The 22,238-nt window shown below is 66.3% G+C and carries 27 protein-coding genes; 17 read left to right on the forward strand and 10 right to left on the reverse strand.

What is annotated here, in order from left to right; genetic code table 11:
• Positions 1-22: 22 nt before the first annotated feature.
• Entirely contained in the window at positions 23-919 is an 897-nt protein-coding gene (locus ACFSX5_RS12500; RefSeq protein ID WP_386833840.1) for a cation diffusion facilitator family transporter, read from the reverse strand.
• Positions 920-1,201: 282 nt separating this feature from the next.
• Here ACFSX5_RS12500 and ACFSX5_RS12505 point away from each other — a divergent pair, with 282 nt between their 5' ends.
• Positions 1,202-1,609, forward strand: coding sequence for a cobalamin biosynthesis protein (locus tag ACFSX5_RS12505; RefSeq protein WP_386833841.1), 408 nt, complete (start codon positions 1,202-1,204; stop codon positions 1,607-1,609).
• Here ACFSX5_RS12505 and ACFSX5_RS12510 read toward each other — a convergent pair.
• Positions 1,546-2,271 carry a cobalt-precorrin-6A reductase gene (locus ACFSX5_RS12510; protein ID WP_386833842.1) on the reverse strand — a complete coding sequence of 242 codons (726 nt, stop codon included), beginning with the start codon at positions 2,269-2,271 and terminating at the stop codon, positions 1,546-1,548. The two genes, ACFSX5_RS12505 and ACFSX5_RS12510, sit on opposite strands and share 64 nt — an antisense overlap.
• Positions 2,272-2,336: 65 nt before the next feature.
• Here ACFSX5_RS12510 and cobA point away from each other — a divergent pair, with 65 nt between their 5' ends.
• Genes cobA through cbiB form a run of 4 tightly spaced genes read left to right on the forward strand, consistent with a single transcriptional unit; the run spans position 2,337 to position 6,852 of the window.
• On the forward strand, positions 2,337-3,143 hold the full coding sequence (gene cobA, locus ACFSX5_RS12515) for a uroporphyrinogen-III C-methyltransferase (protein WP_386833844.1): 807 nt from the start codon (positions 2,337-2,339) through the stop codon (positions 3,141-3,143).
• Complete coding sequence (locus ACFSX5_RS12520; RefSeq protein ID WP_386833846.1) at positions 3,109-4,425, forward strand: cobyrinate a,c-diamide synthase; 1,317 nt, start codon at positions 3,109-3,111, stop codon at positions 4,423-4,425. Before cobA ends, ACFSX5_RS12520 begins: the two co-directional genes overlap by 35 nt.
• Positions 4,426-4,432: 7 nt before the next feature.
• Entirely contained in the window at positions 4,433-5,887 is a 1,455-nt protein-coding gene (locus tag ACFSX5_RS12525) for a cobyric acid synthase (RefSeq protein WP_386833847.1), read from the forward strand.
• On the forward strand, positions 5,887-6,852 hold the full coding sequence (gene cbiB, locus ACFSX5_RS12530) for an adenosylcobinamide-phosphate synthase CbiB (protein ID WP_386833849.1): 966 nt from the start codon (positions 5,887-5,889) through the stop codon (positions 6,850-6,852). The genes ACFSX5_RS12525 and cbiB overlap by 1 nt, the downstream gene beginning before the upstream one ends.
• Here the strand turns inward: cbiB and cobU are convergent.
• Positions 6,849-7,403 (reverse strand): bifunctional adenosylcobinamide kinase/adenosylcobinamide-phosphate guanylyltransferase, encoded by a 555-nt coding sequence (cobU, locus tag ACFSX5_RS12535; RefSeq protein WP_386833851.1) that lies wholly within the window; start codon positions 7,401-7,403, stop codon positions 6,849-6,851. The genes cbiB and cobU overlap by 4 nt on opposite strands.
• A gap of 202 nt (positions 7,404-7,605) precedes the next feature.
• On the opposite strand from cobU, the gene ACFSX5_RS12540 reads away from it, so the two are divergent.
• From ACFSX5_RS12540 to edd, 4 genes are all read left to right on the forward strand, one after another.
• The gene (locus ACFSX5_RS12540) at positions 7,606-8,544 is read left to right on the forward strand and encodes a BadF/BadG/BcrA/BcrD ATPase family protein (protein ID WP_386833853.1); all 939 of its coding nucleotides are present in this window, start codon (positions 7,606-7,608) and stop codon (positions 8,542-8,544) included.
• Positions 8,545-8,564: 20 nt separating this feature from the next.
• Entirely contained in the window at positions 8,565-10,046 is a 1,482-nt protein-coding gene (gene zwf, locus ACFSX5_RS12545) for a glucose-6-phosphate dehydrogenase (RefSeq protein ID WP_386833855.1), read from the forward strand.
• On the forward strand, positions 10,046-10,741 hold the full coding sequence (gene pgl, locus ACFSX5_RS12550) for a 6-phosphogluconolactonase (protein ID WP_386833856.1): 696 nt from the start codon (positions 10,046-10,048) through the stop codon (positions 10,739-10,741). The genes zwf and pgl overlap by 1 nt, the downstream gene beginning before the upstream one ends.
• Before the next feature lie 123 nt (positions 10,742-10,864).
• Positions 10,865-12,679, forward strand: a complete 1,815-nt coding sequence (edd, locus tag ACFSX5_RS12555) for a phosphogluconate dehydratase (RefSeq protein WP_386833857.1) — start codon at positions 10,865-10,867, stop codon at positions 12,677-12,679.
• A gap of 121 nt (positions 12,680-12,800) precedes the next feature.
• Here edd and ACFSX5_RS12560 read toward each other — a convergent pair whose 3' ends face one another.
• The 4 genes from ACFSX5_RS12560 to ACFSX5_RS12575 form a co-directional block, all read right to left on the reverse strand.
• Entirely contained in the window at positions 12,801-13,301 is a 501-nt protein-coding gene (locus tag ACFSX5_RS12560) for a metallophosphoesterase family protein (RefSeq protein WP_386833858.1), read from the reverse strand.
• Positions 13,298-15,103: a DNA mismatch repair endonuclease MutL gene (gene mutL / locus ACFSX5_RS12565; RefSeq protein ID WP_386833860.1), complete on the reverse strand. Its 1,806-nt coding sequence runs from the start codon at positions 15,101-15,103 to the stop codon at positions 13,298-13,300. Before mutL ends, ACFSX5_RS12560 begins: the two co-directional genes overlap by 4 nt.
• A 40-nt stretch (positions 15,104-15,143) precedes the next feature.
• The gene (gene ubiA / locus ACFSX5_RS12570) at positions 15,144-16,076 is read right to left on the reverse strand and encodes a 4-hydroxybenzoate octaprenyltransferase (RefSeq protein WP_386833861.1); all 933 of its coding nucleotides are present in this window, start codon (positions 16,074-16,076) and stop codon (positions 15,144-15,146) included.
• Between the two features lie 235 nt (positions 16,077-16,311).
• Positions 16,312-17,706: an IS1182 family transposase gene (locus tag ACFSX5_RS12575; protein ID WP_386835639.1), complete on the reverse strand. Its 1,395-nt coding sequence runs from the start codon at positions 17,704-17,706 to the stop codon at positions 16,312-16,314.
• A 324-nt stretch (positions 17,707-18,030) separates the two neighbouring features.
• On the opposite strand from ACFSX5_RS12575, the gene ACFSX5_RS12580 reads away from it, so the two are divergent.
• The 8 genes from ACFSX5_RS12580 to ACFSX5_RS12615 all read left to right on the forward strand — a co-directional run bounded on the left by ACFSX5_RS12580 (position 18,031) and on the right by ACFSX5_RS12615 (position 21,325).
• Positions 18,031-18,525 (forward strand): hypothetical protein, encoded by a 495-nt coding sequence (locus tag ACFSX5_RS12580; RefSeq protein WP_386833863.1) that lies wholly within the window; start codon positions 18,031-18,033, stop codon positions 18,523-18,525.
• A gap of 185 nt (positions 18,526-18,710) precedes the next feature.
• Positions 18,711-18,995 (forward strand): hypothetical protein, encoded by a 285-nt coding sequence (locus ACFSX5_RS12585; protein ID WP_386833864.1) that lies wholly within the window; start codon positions 18,711-18,713, stop codon positions 18,993-18,995.
• A 183-nt stretch (positions 18,996-19,178) separates the two neighbouring features.
• Complete coding sequence (locus ACFSX5_RS12590) at positions 19,179-19,613, forward strand: hypothetical protein (RefSeq protein WP_386833865.1); 435 nt, start codon at positions 19,179-19,181, stop codon at positions 19,611-19,613.
• 24 nt (positions 19,614-19,637) lie between these two features.
• On the forward strand, positions 19,638-19,919 hold the full coding sequence (locus tag ACFSX5_RS12595; protein WP_386833866.1) for a hypothetical protein: 282 nt from the start codon (positions 19,638-19,640) through the stop codon (positions 19,917-19,919).
• Positions 19,916-20,179: a hypothetical protein gene (locus ACFSX5_RS12600; protein WP_386833868.1), complete on the forward strand. Its 264-nt coding sequence runs from the start codon at positions 19,916-19,918 to the stop codon at positions 20,177-20,179. The genes ACFSX5_RS12595 and ACFSX5_RS12600 overlap by 4 nt, the downstream gene beginning before the upstream one ends.
• A gap of 126 nt (positions 20,180-20,305) precedes the next feature.
• Positions 20,306-20,674, forward strand: coding sequence for a response regulator (locus ACFSX5_RS12605; RefSeq protein WP_386833869.1), 369 nt, complete (start codon positions 20,306-20,308; stop codon positions 20,672-20,674).
• A gap of 160 nt (positions 20,675-20,834) precedes the next feature.
• A complete protein-coding gene (locus ACFSX5_RS12610; RefSeq protein WP_386833870.1) occupies positions 20,835-21,071 on the forward strand; it encodes a hypothetical protein in 237 nt (78 codons plus the stop codon).
• 20 nt (positions 21,072-21,091) lie between these two features.
• Positions 21,092-21,325 (forward strand): BrnA antitoxin family protein, encoded by a 234-nt coding sequence (locus ACFSX5_RS12615; RefSeq protein ID WP_386833871.1) that lies wholly within the window; start codon positions 21,092-21,094, stop codon positions 21,323-21,325.
• Here ACFSX5_RS12615 and ACFSX5_RS12620 read toward each other — a convergent pair.
• Genes ACFSX5_RS12620 through ACFSX5_RS12630 form a run of 3 tightly spaced genes read right to left on the reverse strand, consistent with a single transcriptional unit; the run spans position 21,322 to position 22,090 of the window.
• On the reverse strand, positions 21,322-21,546 hold the full coding sequence (locus tag ACFSX5_RS12620) for a transposase (RefSeq protein WP_386835641.1): 225 nt from the start codon (positions 21,544-21,546) through the stop codon (positions 21,322-21,324). The genes ACFSX5_RS12615 and ACFSX5_RS12620 overlap by 4 nt on opposite strands.
• Positions 21,459-21,749, reverse strand: a complete 291-nt coding sequence (locus ACFSX5_RS12625) for a transposase (RefSeq protein WP_386835642.1) — start codon at positions 21,747-21,749, stop codon at positions 21,459-21,461. Before ACFSX5_RS12625 ends, ACFSX5_RS12620 begins: the two co-directional genes overlap by 88 nt.
• Positions 21,725-22,090 (reverse strand): IS5 family transposase, encoded by a 366-nt coding sequence (locus tag ACFSX5_RS12630; protein ID WP_386833872.1) that lies wholly within the window; start codon positions 22,088-22,090, stop codon positions 21,725-21,727. Before ACFSX5_RS12630 ends, ACFSX5_RS12625 begins: the two co-directional genes overlap by 25 nt.
• Between the last annotated feature and the right edge of the window lie 148 nt (positions 22,091-22,238).

Consider the following 22,238-nt stretch of genomic DNA (forward strand, 5'->3'; position numbering starts at 1 on the left):
GCAAAGGCGGGGGTCTGCAAGCTCACACCACCACGATGCCGGAGTGCTTGGCCTTGTTCTCGGGCTCCACATGGATGGTGATCTGGACGTCCGGCACGGCTTCACGCAGGCGGGCCTCGATGCCATCGCAGATGGTGTGGGCATCGTCGACGCTCATGGCGCCGGGCACCACCAGGTGGAAGTCGATGAAGGTCATGCGCCCGGCCTGGCGGGTGCGGATGTCATGCGCCTCGATCGCCCCTTCGGCGCTGGTGGCGATGACCTCGCGAATGGTCTGCTGGACGTCGGCTGGCACTGCCACATCCATGAGCCCACCAACGCTGTCGCGGACCACGGCCCAACCCGACCAGAGGATGTTGAGGGCGACCAGTGCCGCGAGGATAGGGTCGAGCACCGCCCAGCCGGTGAGGACTACCAATCCGAGGCCGACAAGGACGCCCACGGTGGACACCACATCGGTCATCAGGTGCCGGCCATCGGCTTCGATCGCCGGCGAACGGGCCTTGCGGCCGTGCCGGATCAGCACGCGTGCCCAGACGATGTTCACGACGGTCGCAGCGGCGCCGATGCCGAGGCCGAGCGCCGGCGCGTCCGGGATCTCTGGCGCCAGCAGCCCCAGCCAGGCTTCTCGGAAGATCAGGATGGCGGCGATGATGATCATCACGCCGACCAGCACGGCCGAGAAATACTCCGCCTTGTGGTACCCATAGGGCAGGGCAGCGTCGGCCGGTCGTTGCGCCAGGCTCACGGCGATCAGGGCCGCGACCGAGGTGACCACGTTGACGATGGATTCGAGCGCATCCGAGTAGAGCGCGATCGATCCCGTCACCCACCAGGCGAGGAATTTCAGGGCCAACACCAGCACGGCAATGCCGAGACTCGCCGCCGCGATGGTCTGGGTACGCTGAGCGGTGGTCATCGTGGCTCCTGAAGCTGCTGAAATCCGGCCATAGGCCGCCACGGCTGCAGGTGCAAGCCCTTGAATTTGCCCATGATTCTGAGAAGCATTCGCAACAGCGGGTCTGGGTCGCTAAGCCCTTGATTGACCACGGCTGCCCCTGCGCCTAGAACCGGACCAGCGCAGCGTTCCCCCTGACGGAACTGAAACAGAGTCCGGTGCGGTCGACCCAAGCGGGGACCAACTCCGGAGCTGCAACGGGTCTGGTGCGAACCCTGCCTCTTCGGGAAACGAGAGGCATTGATGACGAAGAGTGCTGACATCGGCCGGCGACTGGTTGCCGGCATTGGCTGCACCAGCAGCGCCGCAAGCGGCGAAGTGATCGATCTCATCTGTCAGGCCCTGGCGCAGGGTTCTGGCGAGCTGGTCGCCCTTGCGACCGTTCCCCGGCGCGCCAATCACCCGGCACTTCGTTCTGCTGCTGCCCATCTGGGCGTGCCGTTGCGCGTGGTCGACCTGCCCGGGCCGGGGGTGGCGGAGCCGGTGGCGGCGAGTGCCGGGCCACTGGTCCTCGGCAAGCTGAAGTCCGCCCGCGGCACCTGTGCGCTGGCCGCCGTGCCAGCGGATTTCGATCCGCTGCTATGGGGTCAGCCGAGCTCCAGCGCGGCGATGGCCGCCTCCACCGAATCAACCTCCATGGCCGGACCATAGAACGGCCGCTGGATCATGATGACCTTTACGCCCAATTCCGCCGCCGCCTCGAGCTTTGCCGCCGTCTGCCCGCCACCCGAATTCTTGGTGACGAGATGAGTGAAGCCGTGCCGCTGCATCAGCGCCAATTCGTCGGCCAGCGCATAGGGCGGGCGCGTCCGCAGCAGTTCCGCATGCTGCGGGATCGGCAGCGCCGGAGTCTCGATCAGCCGAATGACGAAATGGCAGTCGTCGCGCTCGAGAAAGGTCTCGAGTCCGGTGTGGCCGGTGGTCAGCAGTACGTCGGCGCCCGGCGGCAGCGCCGCAGCCGCTTCGGCGACGGTTTCCACCAGGGTCCATTCCTGGCCGACGCGGGGTTCCCAGCCGGGGCGCATCAGCCGGACCAGTCTGACGCCGGTTTGCTGCGCAGCGGCGACGGCATTCTTCGAGATCATGCCGGCATAGGGGTGGGTCGCATCCACCAGACGCTCGATGCCGGCGACGCGCAGATAAGCGCTGAGCCCGGGGATGCCGCCGAACCGGCCCATCCTGAGTGCACCCGGGGGCAGGATCGGGTCGCTCGTGCGCCCGGCCAGCGAGGTGATGACCTCGTGGCCCTCGGCAACGAGCCGGCCGGCCAGTTCCCGCGCCTCCGCCGTGCCGCCCAGGATCAGGATTTTCATGCACTTACTCCCTGTCGGCACTCTGGCCCGGCAGGGCAGGGGCCGCAAGTCCGTGGGGCAGCGTCGTGACCCACTTCGCACAACTCGAGGCGGCCGATTTTCCCGAGCTTCAGCCCGGCTCCGTCTGGCTCGTCGGCGCCGGGCCGGGAGGCCCCGGCCTGCTGACGCTGCTCGCCTATCATGCGCTCGGGCAGGCGGACGTGATCGTCCATGATGCGCTGGTTTCCGATGCCATCCTGGCGCTCGCTCCGGTCAGTAGCGAACGCATTTTCGCCGGCAAGCGGGGCGGCAAGCCGTCGCCGAAGCAGGCCGACATTTCCCTGCGCCTGATCGAGCTGGCGCAGGCCGGACGGCGGGTGCTGCGCCTCAAGGGCGGCGATCCCTTCATGTTCGGCCGTGGCGGCGAGGAGGCCGAGGCTCTGGCACGCGCCGGCATTCCGTTCCGCATCGTGCCGGGCATTTCTTCGGGGCTGGGCGGGCTTGCCTATGCCGGCATTCCGGTAACGCACCGGGACACCAACCATGCGGTATTGTTCCTGACCGGGCATGACGAGACCGGGGACGTGCCGGGCGCCATCGACTGGCCTTCGGTGGCTCAGGCAGCACCGGTGCTGGTGATGTTCATGGCGGTCAAGCACCTGCCGGTGATCGCCGGGCGCCTGCTTGCGGCTGGCCGGCAGCCCGAGGAGCGCCTGACCATTGTCTCCAACGCGGCGACGCCGCAGCAACAGGTGCTGGAAACCACTCTTTTCGCTGCATCGAGCCTCGTCGAGGTGCCGACGCCGGCCATCGTGGTGCTGGGCGAAGTGGGTACCTACCGGCAGTCGCTCGACTGGTATGTGGAAGCGGTGCGGAGCCACCGCTTTGGCTAAGGGGCTGGTCATTGCCGCGCCGCGCTCGGGATCGGGCAAGACCGTGGTCACGCTCGGCCTCCTGGCGGCGCTGCGGCAGCGCGGCACGGTGGTGGCACCGGCCAAGACCGGGCCGGACTATATCGACCCGACCTATCTGAGCCGGGCGGCACTGCGGGATGCGGTGAATCTCGATCCCTGGGCCATGCCGGCGGAGCGGCTGCGGGAGTTGGCGAGCTTGCAGGCGACCGGGGCGGACCTGCTCGTCGTCGAGGGCGTGATGGGCCTGTTCGACGGGGCCGCCGACAACACCGGCTCCACCGCCGATCTGGCGGCCGGTCTCGGCCTGCCGGTGATCCTGGCCGTCGATGCCGAGCGGCAGAGCCAGTCGGTGGCGGCGCTGATCGCCGGCTTCGCGCGCTGGCGCAGCGATGTGCGGGTGGCGGGGGTGATCCTCAACCGCGTCGCCTCCACCCGGCACGAGCGCATGCTGGCGGAGGCGGTGGCGCAAACCGGACTGCCGCTGCTCGGCGCCTTGCCGCGCGATCCGGACATGGCGCTGCCGGAGCGGCATCTCGGGCTGGTGCTGCCGGGGGAGATCGACGGCTTCGACCTGTTCCTGTCGGCGGCAGCGCAGTCGGTGGGCGACTATGTCGACCTCGACGCCCTGCTGCGGCTTGCCTCGCCAACGCCGGAGGCGAGCGAGGCGGGCGAGCCGCTGCCGCCGCTGGGTCAGCACATCGCCATTGCCCGCGATGCCGCCTTTGCCTTCCTCTACCCGCACCTGCTCGATGGCTGGCGGGCGCAGGGTGCCACGCTGAGCTTCTTTTCGCCGCTGGCGGACGAGGCGCCGGACGCATCGGCAGATGCGATCTTCCTGCCGGGCGGCTATCCCGAACTGCACGGCCCGCAACTTGCCGCCGCCTCACGGTTCAAGAGCGGCCTCGCCGCGGCGCGGGACCGCGGTGCGCTGATCTATGGCGAGTGCGGGGGCTTCATGGTGCTGGGCGAGGCAATCGTCGACAAGACGGGAGCAGCCTACCCCATGGCGGGGCTGCTGCCGGTCACCACCCGCATCGACAGGCCCAAGCGCGTGCTGGGCTATCGCCGGCTGATCCAGTCGGGGGACCTGCCCTGGCCGGGACATTTGATGGGGCACGAATTTCACTACTCCTTCGCCCGGCAGACGCGCCTGCCGCCCTTGTTTGCCGCCACGGACGCTCGAGGCGAGGCGCTGCCGCCGATGGGCGCCGTGATCGGGCGCGTCATGGGCTCTTACGCCCATGTCATCGATCGGGCATAAGCAGACAATGGCCAAGGCATTGATGTTCATGGGCACGGGCTCCGATGTGGGCAAGTCGCTGCTGGTCGCGGGGCTGTGCCGCGCTCTGAGCAATCGCGGGTTGCGGGTCGCGCCGTTCAAGCCGCAGAACATGAGCAACAACGCCGCCGTCACCGCCGATGGCGGCGAGATCGGGCGGGCGCAGGCGCTGCAGGCACTCGCTGCCCGCCGCGAGCCGGTGACGGCGATGAACCCGGTGCTGCTGAAACCCGAGGGGGAGACCGGTTCGCAACTGGTGGTTCGGGGGCAGCGGCGGGGTTCGGTGGCGGCGCGGCAATACTGGAAGAACCGGCAGGAATTGCTGCCGGAGGTGCTCGGGGCCTTTCGCGAACTGGCGGCGGACGCGGACATCGTCCTGGTGGAAGGGGCGGGCAGCGCTTCCGAGGTGAACCTTCGGGAAGGGGACATCGCCAATTTCGGCTTTGCCGCGGCTGCCGCTGTGCCGGTGGTGCTGATCGGCGACATCCAGCGCGGCGGTGTGATCGCAGCGCTGGCGGGGACCTTCAGCGTCATCGATCCAGCCGACGCCGGGCGCATACGGGCGACGCTGATCAACAAGTTCCAGGGCGATCCTGTGCTGTTCGCAGCGGGCCGGGATTTCCTCGCCCGTCATACCGGTGTTCCGTGCCTCGGCCCCGTGCCTTGGTTCGACGCCGCCGACCGGCTGCCGGCGGAAGACGTTCTGGCGCTGGAGGCCTATGCCCGGGAGCGCCGCGGTGATTTCGTGGTCGCCGTGCCGCGGCTGCCGCGCATCAGCAATTTCGACGATCTCGATCCGCTGCGCGCCGAGCCCGGTGTGTCGCTGGTGCTGGTGCAGCCGGGTCAGGCGCTGCCGCGGGATGCCGACCTCGTCATCCTGCCCGGCTCGAAATCGACGCGCAGCGATCTCACGGCGTTGCGGGCCAATGGCTGGGACATCGACATCAAGGCGCATTGGCGCGCCGGCGGGCAGGTGCTCGGCATTTGTGGCGGCTACCAGATGCTCGGCCGCAGCGTTGCCGATCCCGATGGGGTGGAGGGGGAGCCGGGCACGAGCGAGGGACTGGGCCTGCTGAATGTCGACACGGTGCTGGCGCCGGTGAAAGAGCTCCGGCTGGAAGCGGCGCACCATGCGGCCTCGGGCGAGACGATCTCCGGCTACCAGATGCATATGGGCGTGACCTCCGGAGCCGATCGGGATCGGCCTTTCGCCCATGTCGGCGAGGCGCCGGAAGGGGCGGTGAGCGCGGACGGGAGGGTGGCCGGGACCTACCTGCACGGCCTTTTCGCCGCCGACGGGTTTCGCCGGGCGCTGCTCGGCGGGGCCGCCGCTGCCGACCTCGCCTATGAGGCCGGGGTGGACGCGACGCTCGATGCGCTTGCCGCCCATCTCGAGCGGCATCTCGACCTCGACATGCTGCTGACGCTTGCGGAGCCCGTCTGATGGACGCTTTCCTCGCCCCTCTGGCGCTCGCCGTCGAACGCTGGCTCGGCTATCCGCCGGCGCTGTTGAAGGTTGTGGGCCATCCGGTGATGTGGTTCGGGCGGCTGATCACCGCACTGGAGACCGCGTCGTTCCGGCGCCCGCGCACGGCGGATCAGAAGCGGCTGGCGGGCATTGTCTCGGTGGTGCTGCTGGTCGCCGCCGCCGTTTTGCCCTGCCTCGTCATCCAGTGGCTGCTGCGGTCCTTTCCGGGCGGCTGGCTGGTGGAGATGCTGCTCGCCACGAGCTTTCTGGCGCAGAAGGAGCTGGGGCGCGCCGTGGCTGCCGTGGCGGCCGGTCTGCGGCAGTCCCTGGATGCCGGACGCGCAGCGGTGAGCCACGTGGTGGGGCGGGATCCGCAGGTGCTGGACGAGGCGGGCGTGGTCAATGCGGGGGTCGAGACGCTGGCGGAGAGCACCTCCGACGGGGTGGTGGCGCCGTGGTTCTGGCTGGTGCTGTTCGGCCTGCCGGGCATTGCCGCCTACAAGGCCATCAACACCGCCGATTCGATGATCGGCCACCGCAACGAGCGCTACCGCGACTATGGCTGGGCAGCGGCCCGGCTCGACGATCTGGTCAATCTCGTGCCGGCGCGGTTCACCGCATTGCTGGTGGTGATCGCCTGCTTCTTCGTGCCGCAAGCGAGCCCCGGTGGTGCCTGGGCGGCGGCCTGGCGCGATGCGATGAAGCACAAGTCGCCCAATGCCGGCTGGCCGGAGGCGGCCTTCGCCGGCGCGCTCGGCATCAGCCTTGGCGGGCCGCGGGCCTATGATGGCGAGGTCGTGGACCTGCCCACCATGGGCGACGGTACCAAGGCACTCGGACCCAACCACATCGAGTGGGCACTGCAGCTCTACCGCGCCACGCTGAACGTGCTGCTCGGCTTCAGCGTGGTGCTCGCTCTGGCGCTGGCGATCGCGGGCTAGGCCTCGTGGATCTTGCTGGTGGGCGCGTCGGGCGGCTCGCCCTTGAGCACCACGGGCAGGCCGGCGACGACGAAATAGGCGTCGTCGCAGATTTCGGCGAGCCGCTGGTGGGCCGAGCCGGCGAGATCGCGGAAGGTGCGGGCCATGGCGTTGTCGGGCACGATGCCGAGGCCGACCTCGTTGCTGACCAGGATCACCTTTGCCGTCTTGATCTGCACCAGCGCCGCGACCAATTCGCTGACCGCCTGCGCCACGTCCTCATTGGCGATGAGCAGGTTGGTGATCCACAGGGTCAGGCAGTCTACCAGAATCACATCATGGTCGGCCGACGCGCGCAGGATCGCCGCGGAAAGGGCGATCGGCTCCTCGATGGTGGTGAAGCGCGCGGCGCGGCCGGCCTTGTGGCTTTCGACGCGGTCGCGCATCTCAGCATCGAGCGCCTCGGCGGTGGCGAGATAGGCCGGGCGATTTCCGGCATGGAGCGCCAGCCGCTCCGCGAACGCCGTCTTGCCCGATCGCGCTCCGCCCAGCACCAATACGTGTCGCGTCATCGCCGCACTCCGTTCCGCTACTCCATAAGGCAATTCCGGGCCCGCCGATGTGGTTGCCAATGCCCGTCCGGGTGCTCCGCGACCCTGCCCGTAAGGTCCCGGTTTTTTGTCCCTTATCCTACTTTCGTCTAGGCGCCTTTCGCATTATGGTCCGCGCCGAAACGATACCCTAGCATCCGTCGAGACAACGGAGTTTCCCCGCGTGCCCAGATATTATCTTGGCGTGGATGGCGGCGGCACCAATTGCCGCGTGCGCCTTGCCGACGAGAATCTCGTCACCCTCGCCGAAGTCAAGAACGGGCGCTCGAATCTGCAGATCGACGATGGCGATCCGGCCTACAAGGCCATCAGCGACGGTACCCGCGACGTCTTCGCTGCGGCCGGCCTCGACTATGCGCAAACCGCCAACACCTACGCCTGTTTCGGCATGGCCGGTGGCCGCATGGATTCGGCGCGGGCCGAGTTCGCGGCCCGGCCGTGGCCCTTTGCCGGGGTGAAGGTCTATGACGACATCGACATCGCCCACGCCGGGGCGCTGGGCGGCGACGAGGGCGGCGTGGTCATCATCGGCACCGGCTCGGCGGCCATGTCCATCGTCGGCGGCAAGCGCTACCAGGCCGGCGGGTGGGGCTTTCATATCGGCGACCAGATGTCGGGCGCCATCCTCGGCCGGGAACTCGCCCGCTATTCGGTCGAAGCAGCCGACGGACTGGTCGAGGCATCTCCCCTGACTGAAGCGGTGATAGCGGCCCTCGGCGGCGACAACCAGGCCGTCATGACCTGGTCCTTCGCCACCGAGATGGATCTGACCCTGCTGAGCCGCGACGGCTCGGAAGGATGCGACGACGCGCTGATCGGCCGTGCCCCGGCCGAATACGGCAAGCTGATGCCGCTGTTCATCGAGCATTTCGACAAGGGTGATCCCGTTGCCCGCCGGATGATGGACATTCAAATCGGCTACATCGACACCTATGTACGCTGGTTCAGGAACCACGGCGCCCAGGTCATGGCCATTGTCGGCGGGTTCGGGCAGCGCCTCTTCCCGATCCTGCAACAGCGGTATGGCGACTTCGTCGCCCTGCCCAGATTCGAACCTCTGCATGGCGCAGTCATCCTCGCCCGCCAGAACTTCTCCGCCTGAACGATTTCCAGGAACGCCCCGTGTCCAGCCGTATCATTCCCGTCCAGCCCTTCGACTATGTGGTGTTCGGCGCCACCGGCGACCTGACCAAGCGCAAGCTGATTCCGGCGCTGTACCACCGGTTCCTCGACGGGCAGTTCGACGAGAAATCCCAGATCATCGGCGCCTCGCGCTCGCAGCTCAGTGACGCCGACTTCCAGCAGGTCGCCCGCGACGCCGTCACCCAGTTCGTCGAGAAGGACTACCAGGACGCGGGCGTCATCGACCGCTTCGTCAAGATCTTCAGCTACGTCTCCATCGACGTATCCAAGCCGGAAGAGGCGGGTGATCTCGGCAAGAAGCTGCGTGAGGATCCCAAGATCGTGCGCGCCTTCTATCTGGCGGTGGCGCCCGACCTGTTCGAGCCGATCGCCGAGTTCCTGGCCAAGAAGAAGTACTACCGCCGCGACGCCCGCGTCGTGATCGAGAAGCCGCTCGGCCACGATCTCGCATCGTCCGTCGAGATCAATGACGGCATCGCCAAGATCTTCAACGAAGATCAGGTTTATCGCATCGATCACTATCTCGGTAAGGAGACGGTGCAGAACCTCCTGGCCCTGCGCTTTGCCAACGCCCTGTTCGAGCCGATCTGGAACAGTGCGCATATCGACCACGTGCAGTTGACCGTCTCTGAAAGCGTCGGCGCTGGCACCCGCGGCTACTACGACGAATCCGGCGCCCTGCGCGACATGATCCAGAACCACATGCTGCAGTTGCTCTGCCTTGTGGCCATGGAGCCGCCGGCCAGCGACGACGCCGATGCGCTGCGCGACGAGAAGCTCAAGGTGTTGCGTGCCCTCCGGCCGATCACCAATGGCGAGGTCTCCACCAAGACCGTGCGTGGCCAGTATCGCGGCGTGAAGTCCGAGACCGCCGCCGTTGCCGGCTATCAGGAAGAACTGCCCGACGACAAGAAGGGCAGCCGCACCGAGACCTTCGTTGCCCTCAAGGCCGAGATCGAGAACTGGCGCTGGTCGGGCGTGCCGTTCTACATGCGCACCGGCAAGCGCATGGCGAGCCGCGTTTCGGAGATCTGCATCCAGTTCAAGCCGATCCCGCACTCGATCTTCGATCATGCCGAAGGCGCGCCGCGCCCCAACAAGCTGATCATCCGCCTGCAGCCCGACGAGGGCGTCAAGCTGATGATGATGATCAAGGACCCGGGCCCGGGCGGCATGCGCCTGCGTGAAGTGCCGCTCAATCTGAGCTTCGCCCAGCAGTTCACCGAGCGTACGCCGGAAGCTTACGAGCGGCTGCTGCTGGACGTGATCCGCGGCAACCAGACCCTGTTCATGCGCCGCGACGAGCTGGAGGCCGCCTGGCGCTGGGTCGACCCGATCCGCGAGGCCTGGAATCACGCCAATGAGCCGCCGCAGCCCTATTCGGCCGGCACCTGGGGCCCGAGCGGCTCGATCGCCCTGATCGAGCGCGATGGCCGCACCTGGTACGAGGAGAACCTGTAGTGGACGTCGAACGCCGCAGCTTCGCCGACAAGGCCGCACTCGCCAAGGAACTCGCCGAGACGGTCGCTGCCCGCATCGAGGCGGCCATCGAACGTGATGGCGTTGCTGCCATCGCCGTCAGCGGCGGCTCGACGCCAGCCAAGTTCTTTTCGGTGCTCGGCAAGACCAAGACGCTCGACTGGACGAAGGTGATCGTCACCCTTGTCGACGAACGCTGGGTGGACGAACTCAACGACCGCTCCAACGCCAAGCTGGTCAACGAAAAACTGCTGCAGGGCCCCGCTGCCATCGCGCGCTTCCTGCCGCTCTATTCCGGCGGCAATGAACCCGACGCCGATGGCGTTGCCCGCACCAATGCTACGCTTGCCGATCTGCCGGAGCGCTTTGCTGCGGTGGTGCTCGGCATGGGCAATGACGGGCACACCGCCAGCTTCTTCCCGGGTGGCGATACGCTCGACCAGGTGCTGTCCGACGAAGGCCCGACCATGGCCCTGCGTGCGCCCGGCGCCGGCGAGCCCCGCATCACTCTCACCCTGCCGCGTCTCCTCCGCGCGGATGGGATCTATCTGCATGTCGAGGGGGAAGAAAAGGCTGCCACGCTGGATCAGGCGCTGGGGGATGGTCCCGTCGAGGACATGCCCGTGCGCGCCGTTCTGCGGTCGGGTCAGCCAGTAACCGTTTTCTGGTGCCCTTAGTCCCCTCGGCGGCCCCCAATCGGCTGCCTTGGCCACTACGCGGCTCCAGCAGGGTGTGCCCACGAGGCAGGTGATCCCCGCCTGCCTCGGTTGAGCGCTCCCACCATAGAGTAGGAGCTCGATATGTCCGTCCGTCAGGCGATCCAGGACGTCACTGACCGTATTGCCGCGCGCAGCCGCGACACCCGCGCCGATTATCTCCGCCGCATCGATGCCGCCCGCGAAGCCGGCGTGAACCGCGCCGTTCTCTCCTGCGGCAACCTCGCCCACGGTTTTGCCGCCTGCTCGCCGACGGAAAAGGCGATGCTGGCCGGCAACAAGGCGCTGAACCTCGGCATCGTCACCAGCTACAACGATATGCTGAGCGCGCATCAGCCTTATCAGTTCTATCCTGAGATCATCAAAGCCGCCGCTTCCGAGATCGGCGCCACGGCGCAGGTGGCCGGCGGCGTGCCGGCCATGTGCGATGGCGTTACCCAGGGACAGGCCGGCATGGACCTGTCGCTGTTCAGCCGCGACGTGATCGCCATGTCGACGGCCATTGCGCTCAGCCACAACATGTTCGATGCCGCCGTCTATCTCGGCATCTGCGACAAGATCGTGCCGGGCCTGTTGATCGGGGCGCTGACCTTCGGGCATCTGCCGGCGGTGTTCATCCCGGCCGGGCCCATGCCCTCCGGCATTCCCAATGACGAAAAGGCCAAGGTCCGCCAGCTCTATATGGAAGGCAAGGTCGGCCGCGCCGAACTGCTGGAAGCCGAGAGCAAGAGCTATCACTCGCCCGGCACCTGCACCTTCTACGGCACCGCCAATTCCAACCAGATGCTGATGGAGATCATGGGCCTGCATTTGCCTGGCGCCAGCTTCATCAATCCAGGCACGCCGCTGCGAGACGCCCTCACGCGCGAAGCCACCAAGCGGGCGCTGTCGCTGACCGCGCTCGGCAACAACTATACACCGGTCGGCCACGTCATCGACGAAAAGGCCATCGTCAATGGTCTCGTAGGCCTGCACGCCACGGGTGGGTCGACCAACCACACCTTGCACCTGATCGCCATCGCCGCCGCGGCCGGGCTGCAGGTGACCTGGGACGACATGAGCGATCTGTCGGACGCAACGCCGCTGCTGGCGCGGGTCTATCCCAACGGCGTCGCCGACGTGAACCACTTCCACGCGGCGGGCGGCATGGGCTTTTTGATCCGGGAACTGCTGGAAAGCGGGCACCTGCATGAAGACGTGAGGACCGTCTGGGGTACCGGCCTCTCCGGCTACACGGTGGAAGCCAAGCTAATCGAGGACGAACTGCGCTTCGAGCCCGCAGCCGCGAAATCGGCGCTGCCCAAGGTGCTGGCTTCAGCCAAGACACCGTTCCAGGAGTCCGGTGGTCTCAAGCTGCTGACCGGCAATCTCGGCCGCTCGGTCATCAAGGTCTCGGCGGTGAAGCCGGAGCATCGTGTGGTGGAAGCGCCGGCGCGCGTCTTCCACGGCCAGGAAGGTCTGCAGGCGGCCTTCAAGGCGGGCGAGCTCAATAGCGACGTGGTCGCCGTCGTTCGTTTCTCCGGGCCGCGCGCCATCGGCATGCCGGAGCTGCACAAGCTGACCCCGGCGCTCGGCGTGCTGCAGGATCGCGGCTTCAAGGTAGCGCTGCTCACCGACGGCCGCATGTCCGGCGCTTCGGGCAAGGTGCCGGCGGCGATCCACATGACGCCGGAAGCCATGGATGGCGGGCCGATCAGCAAGATCCGGGACGGCGACATCATCCGGCTCGACGCCAATGCAGGCACACTGCAGTTCATCGGTGACGAGAAGGAATTCCTCTCCCGCACGCCGGCGACCGAAGACCTGCGCCCGCAGCACTACGGCATGGGTCGCGAGCTGTTTGCGGGGATGCGGGCGCTGGTGGGCGTCGCAGACCGCGGCGCGAGCGTGTTCGGGTAGGCCAAGAGGCCCCACCTAACCTCCCCCGCGAGCGGGGGAGGGACGGGGTGGTGGGTACCCGGGCGGCGAGGCAGGCTCGATCTTCCCCTCCCCCGCGTGCGGGGGAGGATGGGTGGGGGCACTACCGCTTCCTTGAGGCTAGAACCTCCGCCAGCGTCCTCGGCTTGAGCCCTTGCGCATCGACGCCGACGTCGAACTGCCGCGGGATTGGCGTTAGCCTGCCGTGCGAGTGGCCGTGGAGGTTGACCGACTTCTTGCCCATCTGGTTCCAGGTGCGGAACGGGTAGTGGCAGAGGATGAACAACTGCGCGTCGATCCTGAGCTCGGCATAATGCTGAATGCTGGCCCAGCCATGGGCGGCGAGAGTCGCCGGGGGATCGTTGTTGCCGATGATCAGGTGCTTAGTGCCGTTGAGCTTTTCGAGCAGCGCCTCGACATCCTCGGTGCTGCCGCGGGCGAAATCGCCGAGATGCCAGACCTCGTCTTCGGGCGAGACGGTGCTGTTCCAGTTGCCGATCAGCGCCGCGTCGTGCTCGGGCATGTCGGCGAAGGGGCGGCGGTCGATGCGCAGCACGCGCGGGTCGGCGAAGTGGGTGTCGCTGGTAAAATACAGCAAAATCAACGGCTCCGGCCGAACAGGCGCTCGATATCCTTCTTCTTGAGCTCAACGTAGGTGGGCCGGCCGTGGATGCACTGGCCGGAATGGGGCGTGCGCTCCATGTCGCGCAGCAGGGCGTTCATCTCGTCCACCCGCAGTCGCCGGCCGGAGCGGACCGAGCCGTGGCAGGCCATGCGGGCGACGATGGCCTCCATGCGGTCGCTGACGGCGGCGGTGGAATCCCATTCGGCGAGGCCGTCGGCGAGGTCTTGGACCAGGCCTTCGACGTCGGAAGAGCCCAGAATTGCTGGGGTTTCGCGCACCGCGATGGCGCGGGGGCCGAAGCGTTCGAGGTGAAGGCCGTAGCTCTGTAGTTCGGAGGAGGCGTCCTCGAGACGTTCGCAGTCCTCCTCCGGCAGCTCGACCACGACCGGGATCAAATGGGCCTGGCTGGGGACGGTGCCGGTGGCCATCTGGGCCTTAAACCGTTCATACACAAGGCGTTCGTGGGCGGCGTGCTGGTCGACCAGCAGAAGGCCTTCGCCGTTCTGGGCGATGATGAAGTTGTCGAACATCTGCGCCCGGGCGGCGCCGAGGGGGAATTCGGTGAGGGCAGGGGCGGGGGTATCGGCCTCGATCCGGGCGCTCGGCTCGGAGAGCCCGGGCAGCACCTCGGCGGCGGAAAATGGGGAGAATGCCGTTGCGTTCCGTTCCCGCTGAACCGCGTTCTGCAGCGGAACGGGGGCGGAAACGGGAGCAATTGCAGCGGATTCATAGGCGGGAGTGGTGAAGGCGCCGAGCACGTCCTCGGCGACGCTGGTCGAGGCCTTGAAGCCCGCGGCGGTGAGCGCCTCGCCGATGGCACGGATGACGGCGCCGCGGACACCACCGGCATCGCGGAAGCGGAGTTCGGCCTTGGTGGGGTGGACGTTGACATCGACCTCGGCGGGGTCGACGGCGACATAGAGCGCCACCACCGGAAAGCGGTCGCGGAAGGTGTAGTCGGCATAGGCGGCGCGCACGGCGCCGACCAGCACCTTGTCGCGCACCGAGCGGCCATTGACGAAGTAGAACTGGGACAGCGAATTGGCGCGGGTATAGGTGGGCAGGCCCGCGAGCCCCGCCACCACCACGCCATGGCGGGACAGGGCGAGGGGAACGGCATTCTGGGCGAAGTCGTCGCCGACGAGCTGCGACAGGCGCGCCTCGAGGGCGCGGGCGCCCGTCACCGCCGGCCAGCTCTGCGCCGTGCGGTCGGAGCCGTTGAGGACGAAGTGGACGCCCGGATTGGCCATGGCGAGGCGCTTCACCACATCGGTGATGGCGGCGGCCTCGGCGCGGTCGGTCTTGAGGAATTTGAGGCGGGCAGGGGTGCGGGCGAAGAGGTTCTTCACCTCGACGATCGTGCCGCAGTTCATGGCGACCGGCACCGGGCCGGAGCGGGCGCCATAGCGGAGATCGAGGCGAAGGCCGCTCTCGGCCTCGGCGCAGCGCGAGGCGATGGAGAGCTCGGCCACCGAGCCGATCGAGGCCAGCGCCTCGCCGCGGAAACCGAGGGTGCGGATGTCGTCGAGTTCGTCCGCCCCGAGCTTGCTGGTGGCGTGGCGCTCGACCGACAGCAGCAGGTCGGTCTGGTCCATGCCGCAGCCATCGTCTTCGATGCGGATCAGCGTCTTGCCGCCACCGGCAGTGGTGACGACGATGCGGGTGGCACCGGCATCGATGCTGTTCTCCACCAACTCTTTGACGGCACTGGCGGGCCGCTCGACCACTTCGCCGGCGGCGATGCGGTTGATCAAGTCTTCGGGAAGCTGGCGGATGGACACGGGCGATTCTCCTGGGGCGACTATACGACGCCCCAGCGCCTCACCACACCCATTCGGCCAGGAGCGCCAGCGTCAGCGCGATGCCGACATAGTGGTTGTTCTTGAAGCGGAGCAGCGGATTGCCTGGCGCTTCGACATCGACGGTCTGCACCTGCCAGGCCAGCAGGCCCGCCGCGACCAGCGACAGCACGGCAAAGACGATGCCGGCCCCGGCCCATAGCGCCGCGAGCATCCACAGCACGAACGCGCCAGAATAGAAGCCGGCAACGATCGGCCGGGTGCGTGGGCCGAACAGCCGGGCGGTGGAGCGCACGCCGATCAGGGCGTCGTCCTCGATGTCCTGCAGGGCGTAGATGGTGTCGTAGCCGATAACCCACAGGATGCAGCCGAGATAGAGCAGCAGCGCCGGCTGGGCGATGCCCCCGGTCTGGCTGGTCCAGCCGACCAGCGCACCCCAGGAGAAGGCGAGGCCGAGGAAAAGCTGCGGCCACCAGGTGATCCGCTTCATGAACGGGTAGATGGCGACCAGCACCAGCGAGGCGATGCCGGCCCAGACGGTGAAGCGGTTGAACTGGAACAGGATCACCGAAGCAAGCAGCGCCTGGGCGACGAGGAAGGCCAGCGCGTCGCGGGCGGTGACCTGGCCGGAGGGGATGGGGCGCGAGCGGGTGCGGGCCACCTTCATGTCGATGTCGCGATCGACGATGTCGTTGAAGGTGCAACCGGCGCCGCGCATCAGGATGGCGCCCACCAGCATCAGCATCGCCGCCCACCAGTCGAAACCGCGGGCGGGATCGGCCACCGCGGCGAGGCCCAAGCTCCAGGCACAGGGCCAGAACAGGAGCCAGAAGCCGATCGGCCGGTCCCAGCGCGCAAGGCGCGCATAGGGCTTCAGCCAGTCGGGGGCATGGCGGTCGACCCAATTGCCGGCCTGGGCATCGGCAACGGAGCCGGTGGGGTTGGAATCGGTCATGGCGGCCTCGGCTTCTCGGCAGGCGACCTCGTCCTGCTACAGGCTCGGGATGAGGTCTCGATACGTCAGCCAGCTCTACAGCGTTCCGCCCCCGGCGTCATGCCCGGGATGGGGGAATGATGGTGCATGGGGATGCGCCTCACCATACGGAGGTGACCGGTGTCGACCCGAGGCTGTGTGAGAACTCGCTGCGGCGCTATGCCGAGTGGGTCGGCGATAAGGCAGCGGGATTCTCTTAGCTCCTTATTGCCTTGATGGTGGGGCCGACGCCGGCGACTGCAATAGCGCGCTTGATGTTGTAGGCCAGGATTGCCAAGCTGGCTTCGGTGGCGACGTTCTTTAGTCCTCGCGTCCGGAAGTGTGTGGCGCCCATCCAGCCCTTGATCGTGCCGAAGACGTGCTCGACCGTACATCGACGGACCGCCATGGCGTCCGGCATGGCTTCGAGGCGACGTTCCATCGCATCGAGCACGGCCTCGTGCTCCCATCGTCGGATGCGCTTCTCCTTGCCGGCTGTGCACAGAGGACGAGATGAGCAGGCACCACAAGCCTTCTGGTTGAAGTACACGCTGATGAGCTTGCCGCCTTCCACCCTTGCAAAGCGCTTCTGGAGCTGTTCGCCTGCAGGGCAGCGATAGGTGTCGGTCTCGGGCTCGTGCACGAACATGGCCTTGCCCCAAAAACCTCGCGCCTGGGCTGGTGACGTATTCGGCTTGGGTACCATCGGGATGATGCCGGCTGCGGCGCAGGAGCGGATCTGCCCACCCTCATAATATCCACGATCGGCAAGGGCGATCATATCAGCAGCGCCGAGCTCGGCCTGTGCCGCCTTGGCCATTTCCAGCAGATGCGAGCGGTCATGCCCTCGGTTCGTCACTGCGTTGGCGACGACGATGTGATGCTTGGTATCGACCGCCGCCTGGACGTTGTAGCCGACAACACCACGATGATTGCTTCCAGTCGCCATGGCGCGGGCGTCCGGATCGGTGAGCGATACTTGCTCGTCCGGTGCAGCTTGCAGCTGCTGGCCAATCTCCTCAAGCTCACCGAGCCGCCCACGCAGCGACGCCAGTCGCTCGGTCAGGTGCGCGATCCGCGGTGTCGCGGGGCCAGTCTCTGCACTGTCGGCTTGCTCAAGCTCGGCGATGTAGCGCGCGATGCTTTCCTCGACATGAGCCTTCCGTCGCGCCAGCTTGCCCTTGGTGTAGTTCTTCTCGTGCGTGTTCACCGCGCGTAAGCGTGAGCCGTCAATGGCGACCATTCCGCCGCCGACCAGGCCAAGGGCGCGGCAGATGGCAACGAAGCGCTGACACGCCATTTGGATCGCACTGGCATTGTCATGGCGGAAGTCGGCAATGGTCTTGAAGTCGGGCACCAGCTTGCCGATCAGCCACATCAACTCGATATTGCGACCCGCCTCGCGTTCCAGCTTTCGGCTCGAGGTCAGCTGATGGAGGTATCCATAAACATAGAGCTTGAGCATGGTGCCTGGCGCGTAGCCCGGTCTGCCAGTCGATGCCGGCTGGACACGCTCGAAGCCGAGCTCGGCGAGATCGAGTTCATCGACGAATGCATCGATGATGCGGACAGGATTGTCAGCATCGACATAGTCCTCAAGGCACGCTGGCAGAAAGCTCGCCTGTTACGGCAACTTCAACGAAACGCCCCATGCGGCACCCCCGAAGCAGTGCCAAATCATAGCACGGTCAGGGGTTTTCACACAGCCTCGACCCCATGTCGGTCATGGCAGTTTGCAGGGAGATGCTCCGAAAGCTGCCGTTGGCCTGCTGATATCTCGGACAGTGCGGTGAACTTTGTAGTCACCGGCTTGATCCTGTTCGCCACGCCAGGCCTTGTCGCCGGTTCAGCCCAACCATTAGGGTCAACGCCTGTTCCATGCTAAGGTCCGACTAGGCGGTGATTATGCCGTCCACTCCGAACTGATCGGAACATCATGAACACCCCCGAATGGATCAAACCCGCGGCCTATGGCGCGGTGGCCGGAGGTATTGCCGTGGCCATCGTAGGCTTCATGTGGGGAGGGTGGGTTACTGGCGGTTCAGCCGAGGCTCGTGCACAGGCCGCAGCAGATACGAGCCGGACTGATCTGGCCGCCGCGATATGCGTTCAGAACTTCCTCGCGGATGAGGGGGCGCGGGAGAACCTTGCAGAGATCAAGCAGTTCGCCAGTGCCTCCCAGCAGCGCACGTTCATCGAGAACGGTGGCTGGGCAGTTATGCCGGACAGCGAAGCGGTCGCGCGGCCAACCGCGACGCTTTGCGCGCGAATGCTTTCCGGGCTCGAGCCGATCGAACTACCCGTGGTGGAAGACGGCGAGGTGATCGAAGAGGGTGAAGTCACCGAAGGGGACGTCCCGGCGGTGGCGCCGCAGCCGGTGGTGGAACCCCCAGCCGCAGAGCCTGTGGGTGCCGATCCGGCGGCGCAATAGGTTTCGGGTGAGCGGCGCAGCTCTTGCCGACGTGCGACGCGCTGGTCGCCGCTCCTTTCCGTGATGCAACCATTCAGTGGGGGGCGACATGTGTCTATGGAGATCGATTGAGGCTTTGGCCGTGCTTCATGCACACGACGATCTAACGACCGCATCGGTCGCCCGCTCTCCCGAAAGAAAATCCTATGTTCGGTTATCGCACCGAGGAGCGCCTTTCCCTCAAGATCCGCAAACGGGCGGAGGCGCAGAGGGCGTGGCCCTTCCTGAGCGATCGTGACCTGCGCGCGGTCCGATCGCCGGCCGAGCTCAGCGTGCTCGTGGCATCGCGCAAGAGGGTGCCTTTGCCGGCGGCCCGCTCGCTGGTGGCCTCGTGGCTGAACGGGCAACGACTGCGACTGGCCGAGCATTCCGCCAACTCGGTCGACCCGGTACGGTCAACAGGGTACCCGCCGCGCCGGCCCCACTGGTGAGGCCGCTCACTGCGGAGGGCCGGCGTCGCGGCTTTCCCGTCATTCTGCTCGGACGGGTAGCGGGCATGCTGCCTCATAACGACAATCGCTTTGAAGAACCGCATCCCCGGAGGGGACCCGTGCATGACCCGACCGCCCATCTAGGCCCGGCCGCATCCGGGAGCTTGCCGCCAAGAGGACCCAATGAAACCTGAGCGCCTGAAGGCCTGCCTCGACACCATAAAGTGGGGGCCCGCCACGCTGGCACAGACCCTCGAAGTCAGGCCCGGCGTAGTCGAAGAGTGGCTAGGTGGCCAAACGCAGGTACCGACCGGCGTTGCCTCGTGGCTCGAGGCGCTATGCTTCACTCACGAGGCTGCCGACCTGATGCGGCCGGCCGTGCTCGACGACGGGTTCATGGCGGGCGGGAGCGCACCACGCCGGCCGGAGCACATTCCGGTCTATTCTTATGGGCTGCTCCGCCGCCTGAACCAGGGTCCCGTGCCCCTGCGGACGCTTTACGGCACCGACGACGAAGCAGCCGTGTTCTTCCTCGTGTCGCGCGGGCTGGCCGAGCGAGCCGAGGAAGACCTCACCATCACCACACAGGGTGCCGAACTCGGGCAGATCGTCTCCTGATGAGCACCTGCCTCGGAGAAGCTGATGTTCGGCAACAAGCAAGACGTCACCCCATTCGGCCGTCGGCAATTCGGCGAGCGACTGGAGGCACAGAAGAGGTGGCCGTTCCTCACCTCGCGCGATCTCGACCGGATCAGCACGGAACGGGACCTCTGCGCCGTTATCTGCCGGAACACCGGGAGCGAGGTGGTGGAAACCGCCGCTACCGTCCGGACCTGGATGACGGAACACTTCGTCCGGCTCGGTTCGCCGTCGACCAAGGAACCTGTGGAGCCTGCACCACTGCAGGAGGACCGACAGAAATGAGCGAGATCAGCACCAGCCGATGGGTAACGCTGCGCCATCCATTCCAGCTGAGCGGGATGTCCGGCCAGCACAAGCCCGGCACCTTCGAGTTGCGAGTCGAGAAGGTTCCGCTCGATGTGTCCTGGGAAGCTTACCGAACTGAGTACACGCTGCTGCTCACCTCCGGCGGTGAAACCAGCGCCTGGAGTGTGACCACCGCAGAACTTGAGGCGCTCCTCGCCAACGACGAGGCACATGCCCTCAACAGCGGGCACTCGTAGGAGTGGCAGTGCAGAATTACCGCCTGGCCGCCGTCACGGCTGGCCGCCACCCAAGGCAGACAATAACGCGAAACCCGGCTTGGGCCCACCCGTAGTGCACTGCGCCCAGAACAAGCAGGACTTGCCATGACACAGCGAACCATCGTTGCGATTGCTGAGGACGAATATCTCATCGCATCCGCTCTCGAATATGAACTGGTGGAAGCCGGCTTCGATGTGGTCACGTTTCCAACCGGTGATGCGGCAGTTCAGTGGCTTTCTGCCGGTGGGCAGCCCCATGTCCTGCTCACCGACATCCGCATGCCCGGGGCACATGATGGTTGGGCACTTGCGCACCGTGCGCGAGAGATCTGGCCCAACCTGCCGGTGATCTATGTGAGTGGCGACAGCGGTGCCTCCTGGACGGAGCGCGGCGTGCCAAACAGCAAGATGCTGCCCAAGCCCATCGACCTGGCGGACCTCTCGGCCGCACTCCGCGACCAATTGGCGCTCTGACCCCGAGTGTCCCTGTGGCGGTTACCATCTCGTTTTCCGACGCTTCGCGCTTTCCACCGCCTGGCGGCAGGGAGCCGGCACAGGAGTAGCCGCAACGCCGCTCCAGCCTGGTCGATGCCGCAAGGAAGAGGTGCTAAGGTCACCCTCCTGGAGTGAGCCGATGAACACGTCGCCGCAGCAAGAATATATCGTCGAATCCTACAATACCGATCCTGAGGGGCGGCCGCAGCAGTCGGACGTTCGCAAGGTGTACGCAGCTTCGCCGAAAGCGGCAGCAATGAAGGTGCTGAACGAGGACCTGCACACGATCGGCAATTCCCGGCGCCTGCGCGCCCGCGTCACAGAGACGAGCGGTTCGGGTGTGGAGACGGTGACGACGCTCTACAGCAAACTCTGATCAGCAAAAGGTCAAGCCAAATGGTTCATCCTACGCGCCGGCGCAACAGCGTAACCGAGAATGCCGAGGCTGCGTTCAAGAGCCTCACCACCAAGCCGAGCGAACCCCTGCCCAGGACGAACACCGTACCGACCGGCAAGGAACTGGTTTCCTTGCGCATCGACCGGGACACACTGGAGCACTTCCAGGCGGAAGGGCCCGGGTGGCAGGAGCGCATCAACGCAGCACTTCGGGCAGCCGCCGGCCTCCACTAGGTTGTGGACTCATAACTTCTAATCCAGAGCCTTGCGGCTGCCAGGTGGATTGCAGCGAGGAAGTTGGCTGCGGTTTTAAAGTATCGGGTTGCGATGCCTCGGAAGTGTTTGAGGCGGCTGAAGAAGCGCTCGATCATGTGCGCTTTCGGTAGAGTTCGGGATCGACGGAGCGGACGATGCGGACATTGCTCTGACTGGGGATGTGGGCCGTCGCACCGGATGCCTCTATGGCTTCGGTCACGTGGCGCCCGAAGTAGCCGCGGTCGGCAACCACATCGCCGCGCAGCCGGAGCGGCCCGACCAGTTCGGGCGTCGTAGTCTTGTCGGAGGCCTGCCCAGGAGTGAGTACGAAGCGGATGGGCAGCCCGCGTCGGTCAACAACGGCATGGATCTTGGTGGTCAGTCCCCCACGGGAGCGACCGATGGCGTGATCCGGGCCCCCCTTTTACCACCCGCCGCATGCTGGTGGGCACGAACGATCGAGGAGTCGAGAAGGTGCAGACTCTCCGGCGAGACCTCGCTCAGCCGCTCAAAGATGCGCAGCCAGATGCCCTGCTTGGCCCATCGGTTGTAGCGGTTGTAGACCGTGGTTGGGGGGCCGTAACGTTCCGGCAGATCGCGCCAGGGTGCCCCTGTGCGCAGTATGTAGAAGATACCGCTGATCACCCGCCGGTCATCTACCCGCGCAACCCCGCGCGGCTTATTGGGCAACAGGGGCGCGATCAGCGCCCATTCCTTCTCGCTGAGATCGTGACGTCCTACCATCAGGCCCTCCATCAAGAGCTTGAATCACGATCGCTCGCAAAACGGAACCTCGTTTATGGGTTCACGACCTAGCGGCCGAATTCCCCGATACCGCTAACGGGCTGGTCCTCAAACGTGCGATGATGCCATGCAGGAAAAACCGAAGACC

This window comes from Devosia albogilva (assembly GCF_042685625.1).
In the GTDB taxonomy this organism is placed as follows: Bacteria; Pseudomonadota; Alphaproteobacteria; order Rhizobiales; family Devosiaceae; genus Devosia; species Devosia albogilva.

What these genes read in the sequence shown, in the direction of transcription:
- ACFSX5_RS12590 (WP_386833865.1), top strand. Translation starts at nt 19,179, where the DNA reads ATGAAACCTGAGCGCCTGAAGGCCTGCCTCGACACCATAAAGTGGGGG.
- ACFSX5_RS12520 (WP_386833846.1), top strand. Translation starts at nt 3,109, where the DNA reads ATGTGGAAGCGGTGCGGAGCCACCGCTTTGGCTAAGGGGCTGGTCATT.
- ACFSX5_RS12500 (WP_386833840.1), bottom strand. Translation starts at nt 919, where the DNA reads ATGACCACCGCTCAGCGTACCCAGACCATCGCGGCGGCGAGTCTCGGC.
- ACFSX5_RS12600 (WP_386833868.1), top strand. Translation starts at nt 19,916, where the DNA reads ATGAGCGAGATCAGCACCAGCCGATGGGTAACGCTGCGCCATCCATTC.
- ACFSX5_RS12610 (WP_386833870.1), top strand. Translation starts at nt 20,835, where the DNA reads ATGAACACGTCGCCGCAGCAAGAATATATCGTCGAATCCTACAATACC.
- ubiA (WP_386833861.1), bottom strand. Translation starts at nt 16,076, where the DNA reads ATGACCGATTCCAACCCCACCGGCTCCGTTGCCGATGCCCAGGCCGGC.
- ACFSX5_RS12525 (WP_386833847.1), top strand. Translation starts at nt 4,433, where the DNA reads ATGGCCAAGGCATTGATGTTCATGGGCACGGGCTCCGATGTGGGCAAG.
- ACFSX5_RS12510 (WP_386833842.1), bottom strand. Translation starts at nt 2,271, where the DNA reads ATGAAAATCCTGATCCTGGGCGGCACGGCGGAGGCGCGGGAACTGGCC.
- ACFSX5_RS12585 (WP_386833864.1), top strand. Translation starts at nt 18,711, where the DNA reads ATGTTCGGTTATCGCACCGAGGAGCGCCTTTCCCTCAAGATCCGCAAA.
- ACFSX5_RS12595 (WP_386833866.1), top strand. Translation starts at nt 19,638, where the DNA reads ATGTTCGGCAACAAGCAAGACGTCACCCCATTCGGCCGTCGGCAATTC.
- cbiB (WP_386833849.1), top strand. Translation starts at nt 5,887, where the DNA reads ATGGACGCTTTCCTCGCCCCTCTGGCGCTCGCCGTCGAACGCTGGCTC.
- edd (WP_386833857.1), top strand. Translation starts at nt 10,865, where the DNA reads ATGTCCGTCCGTCAGGCGATCCAGGACGTCACTGACCGTATTGCCGCG.
- ACFSX5_RS12605 (WP_386833869.1), top strand. Translation starts at nt 20,306, where the DNA reads ATGACACAGCGAACCATCGTTGCGATTGCTGAGGACGAATATCTCATC.
- ACFSX5_RS12580 (WP_386833863.1), top strand. Translation starts at nt 18,031, where the DNA reads ATGAACACCCCCGAATGGATCAAACCCGCGGCCTATGGCGCGGTGGCC.
- ACFSX5_RS12630 (WP_386833872.1), bottom strand. Translation starts at nt 22,090, where the DNA reads ATGGTAGGACGTCACGATCTCAGCGAGAAGGAATGGGCGCTGATCGCG.
- cobU (WP_386833851.1), bottom strand. Translation starts at nt 7,403, where the DNA reads ATGACGCGACACGTATTGGTGCTGGGCGGAGCGCGATCGGGCAAGACG.
- ACFSX5_RS12615 (WP_386833871.1), top strand. Translation starts at nt 21,092, where the DNA reads ATGGTTCATCCTACGCGCCGGCGCAACAGCGTAACCGAGAATGCCGAG.
- ACFSX5_RS12505 (WP_386833841.1), top strand. Translation starts at nt 1,202, where the DNA reads ATGACGAAGAGTGCTGACATCGGCCGGCGACTGGTTGCCGGCATTGGC.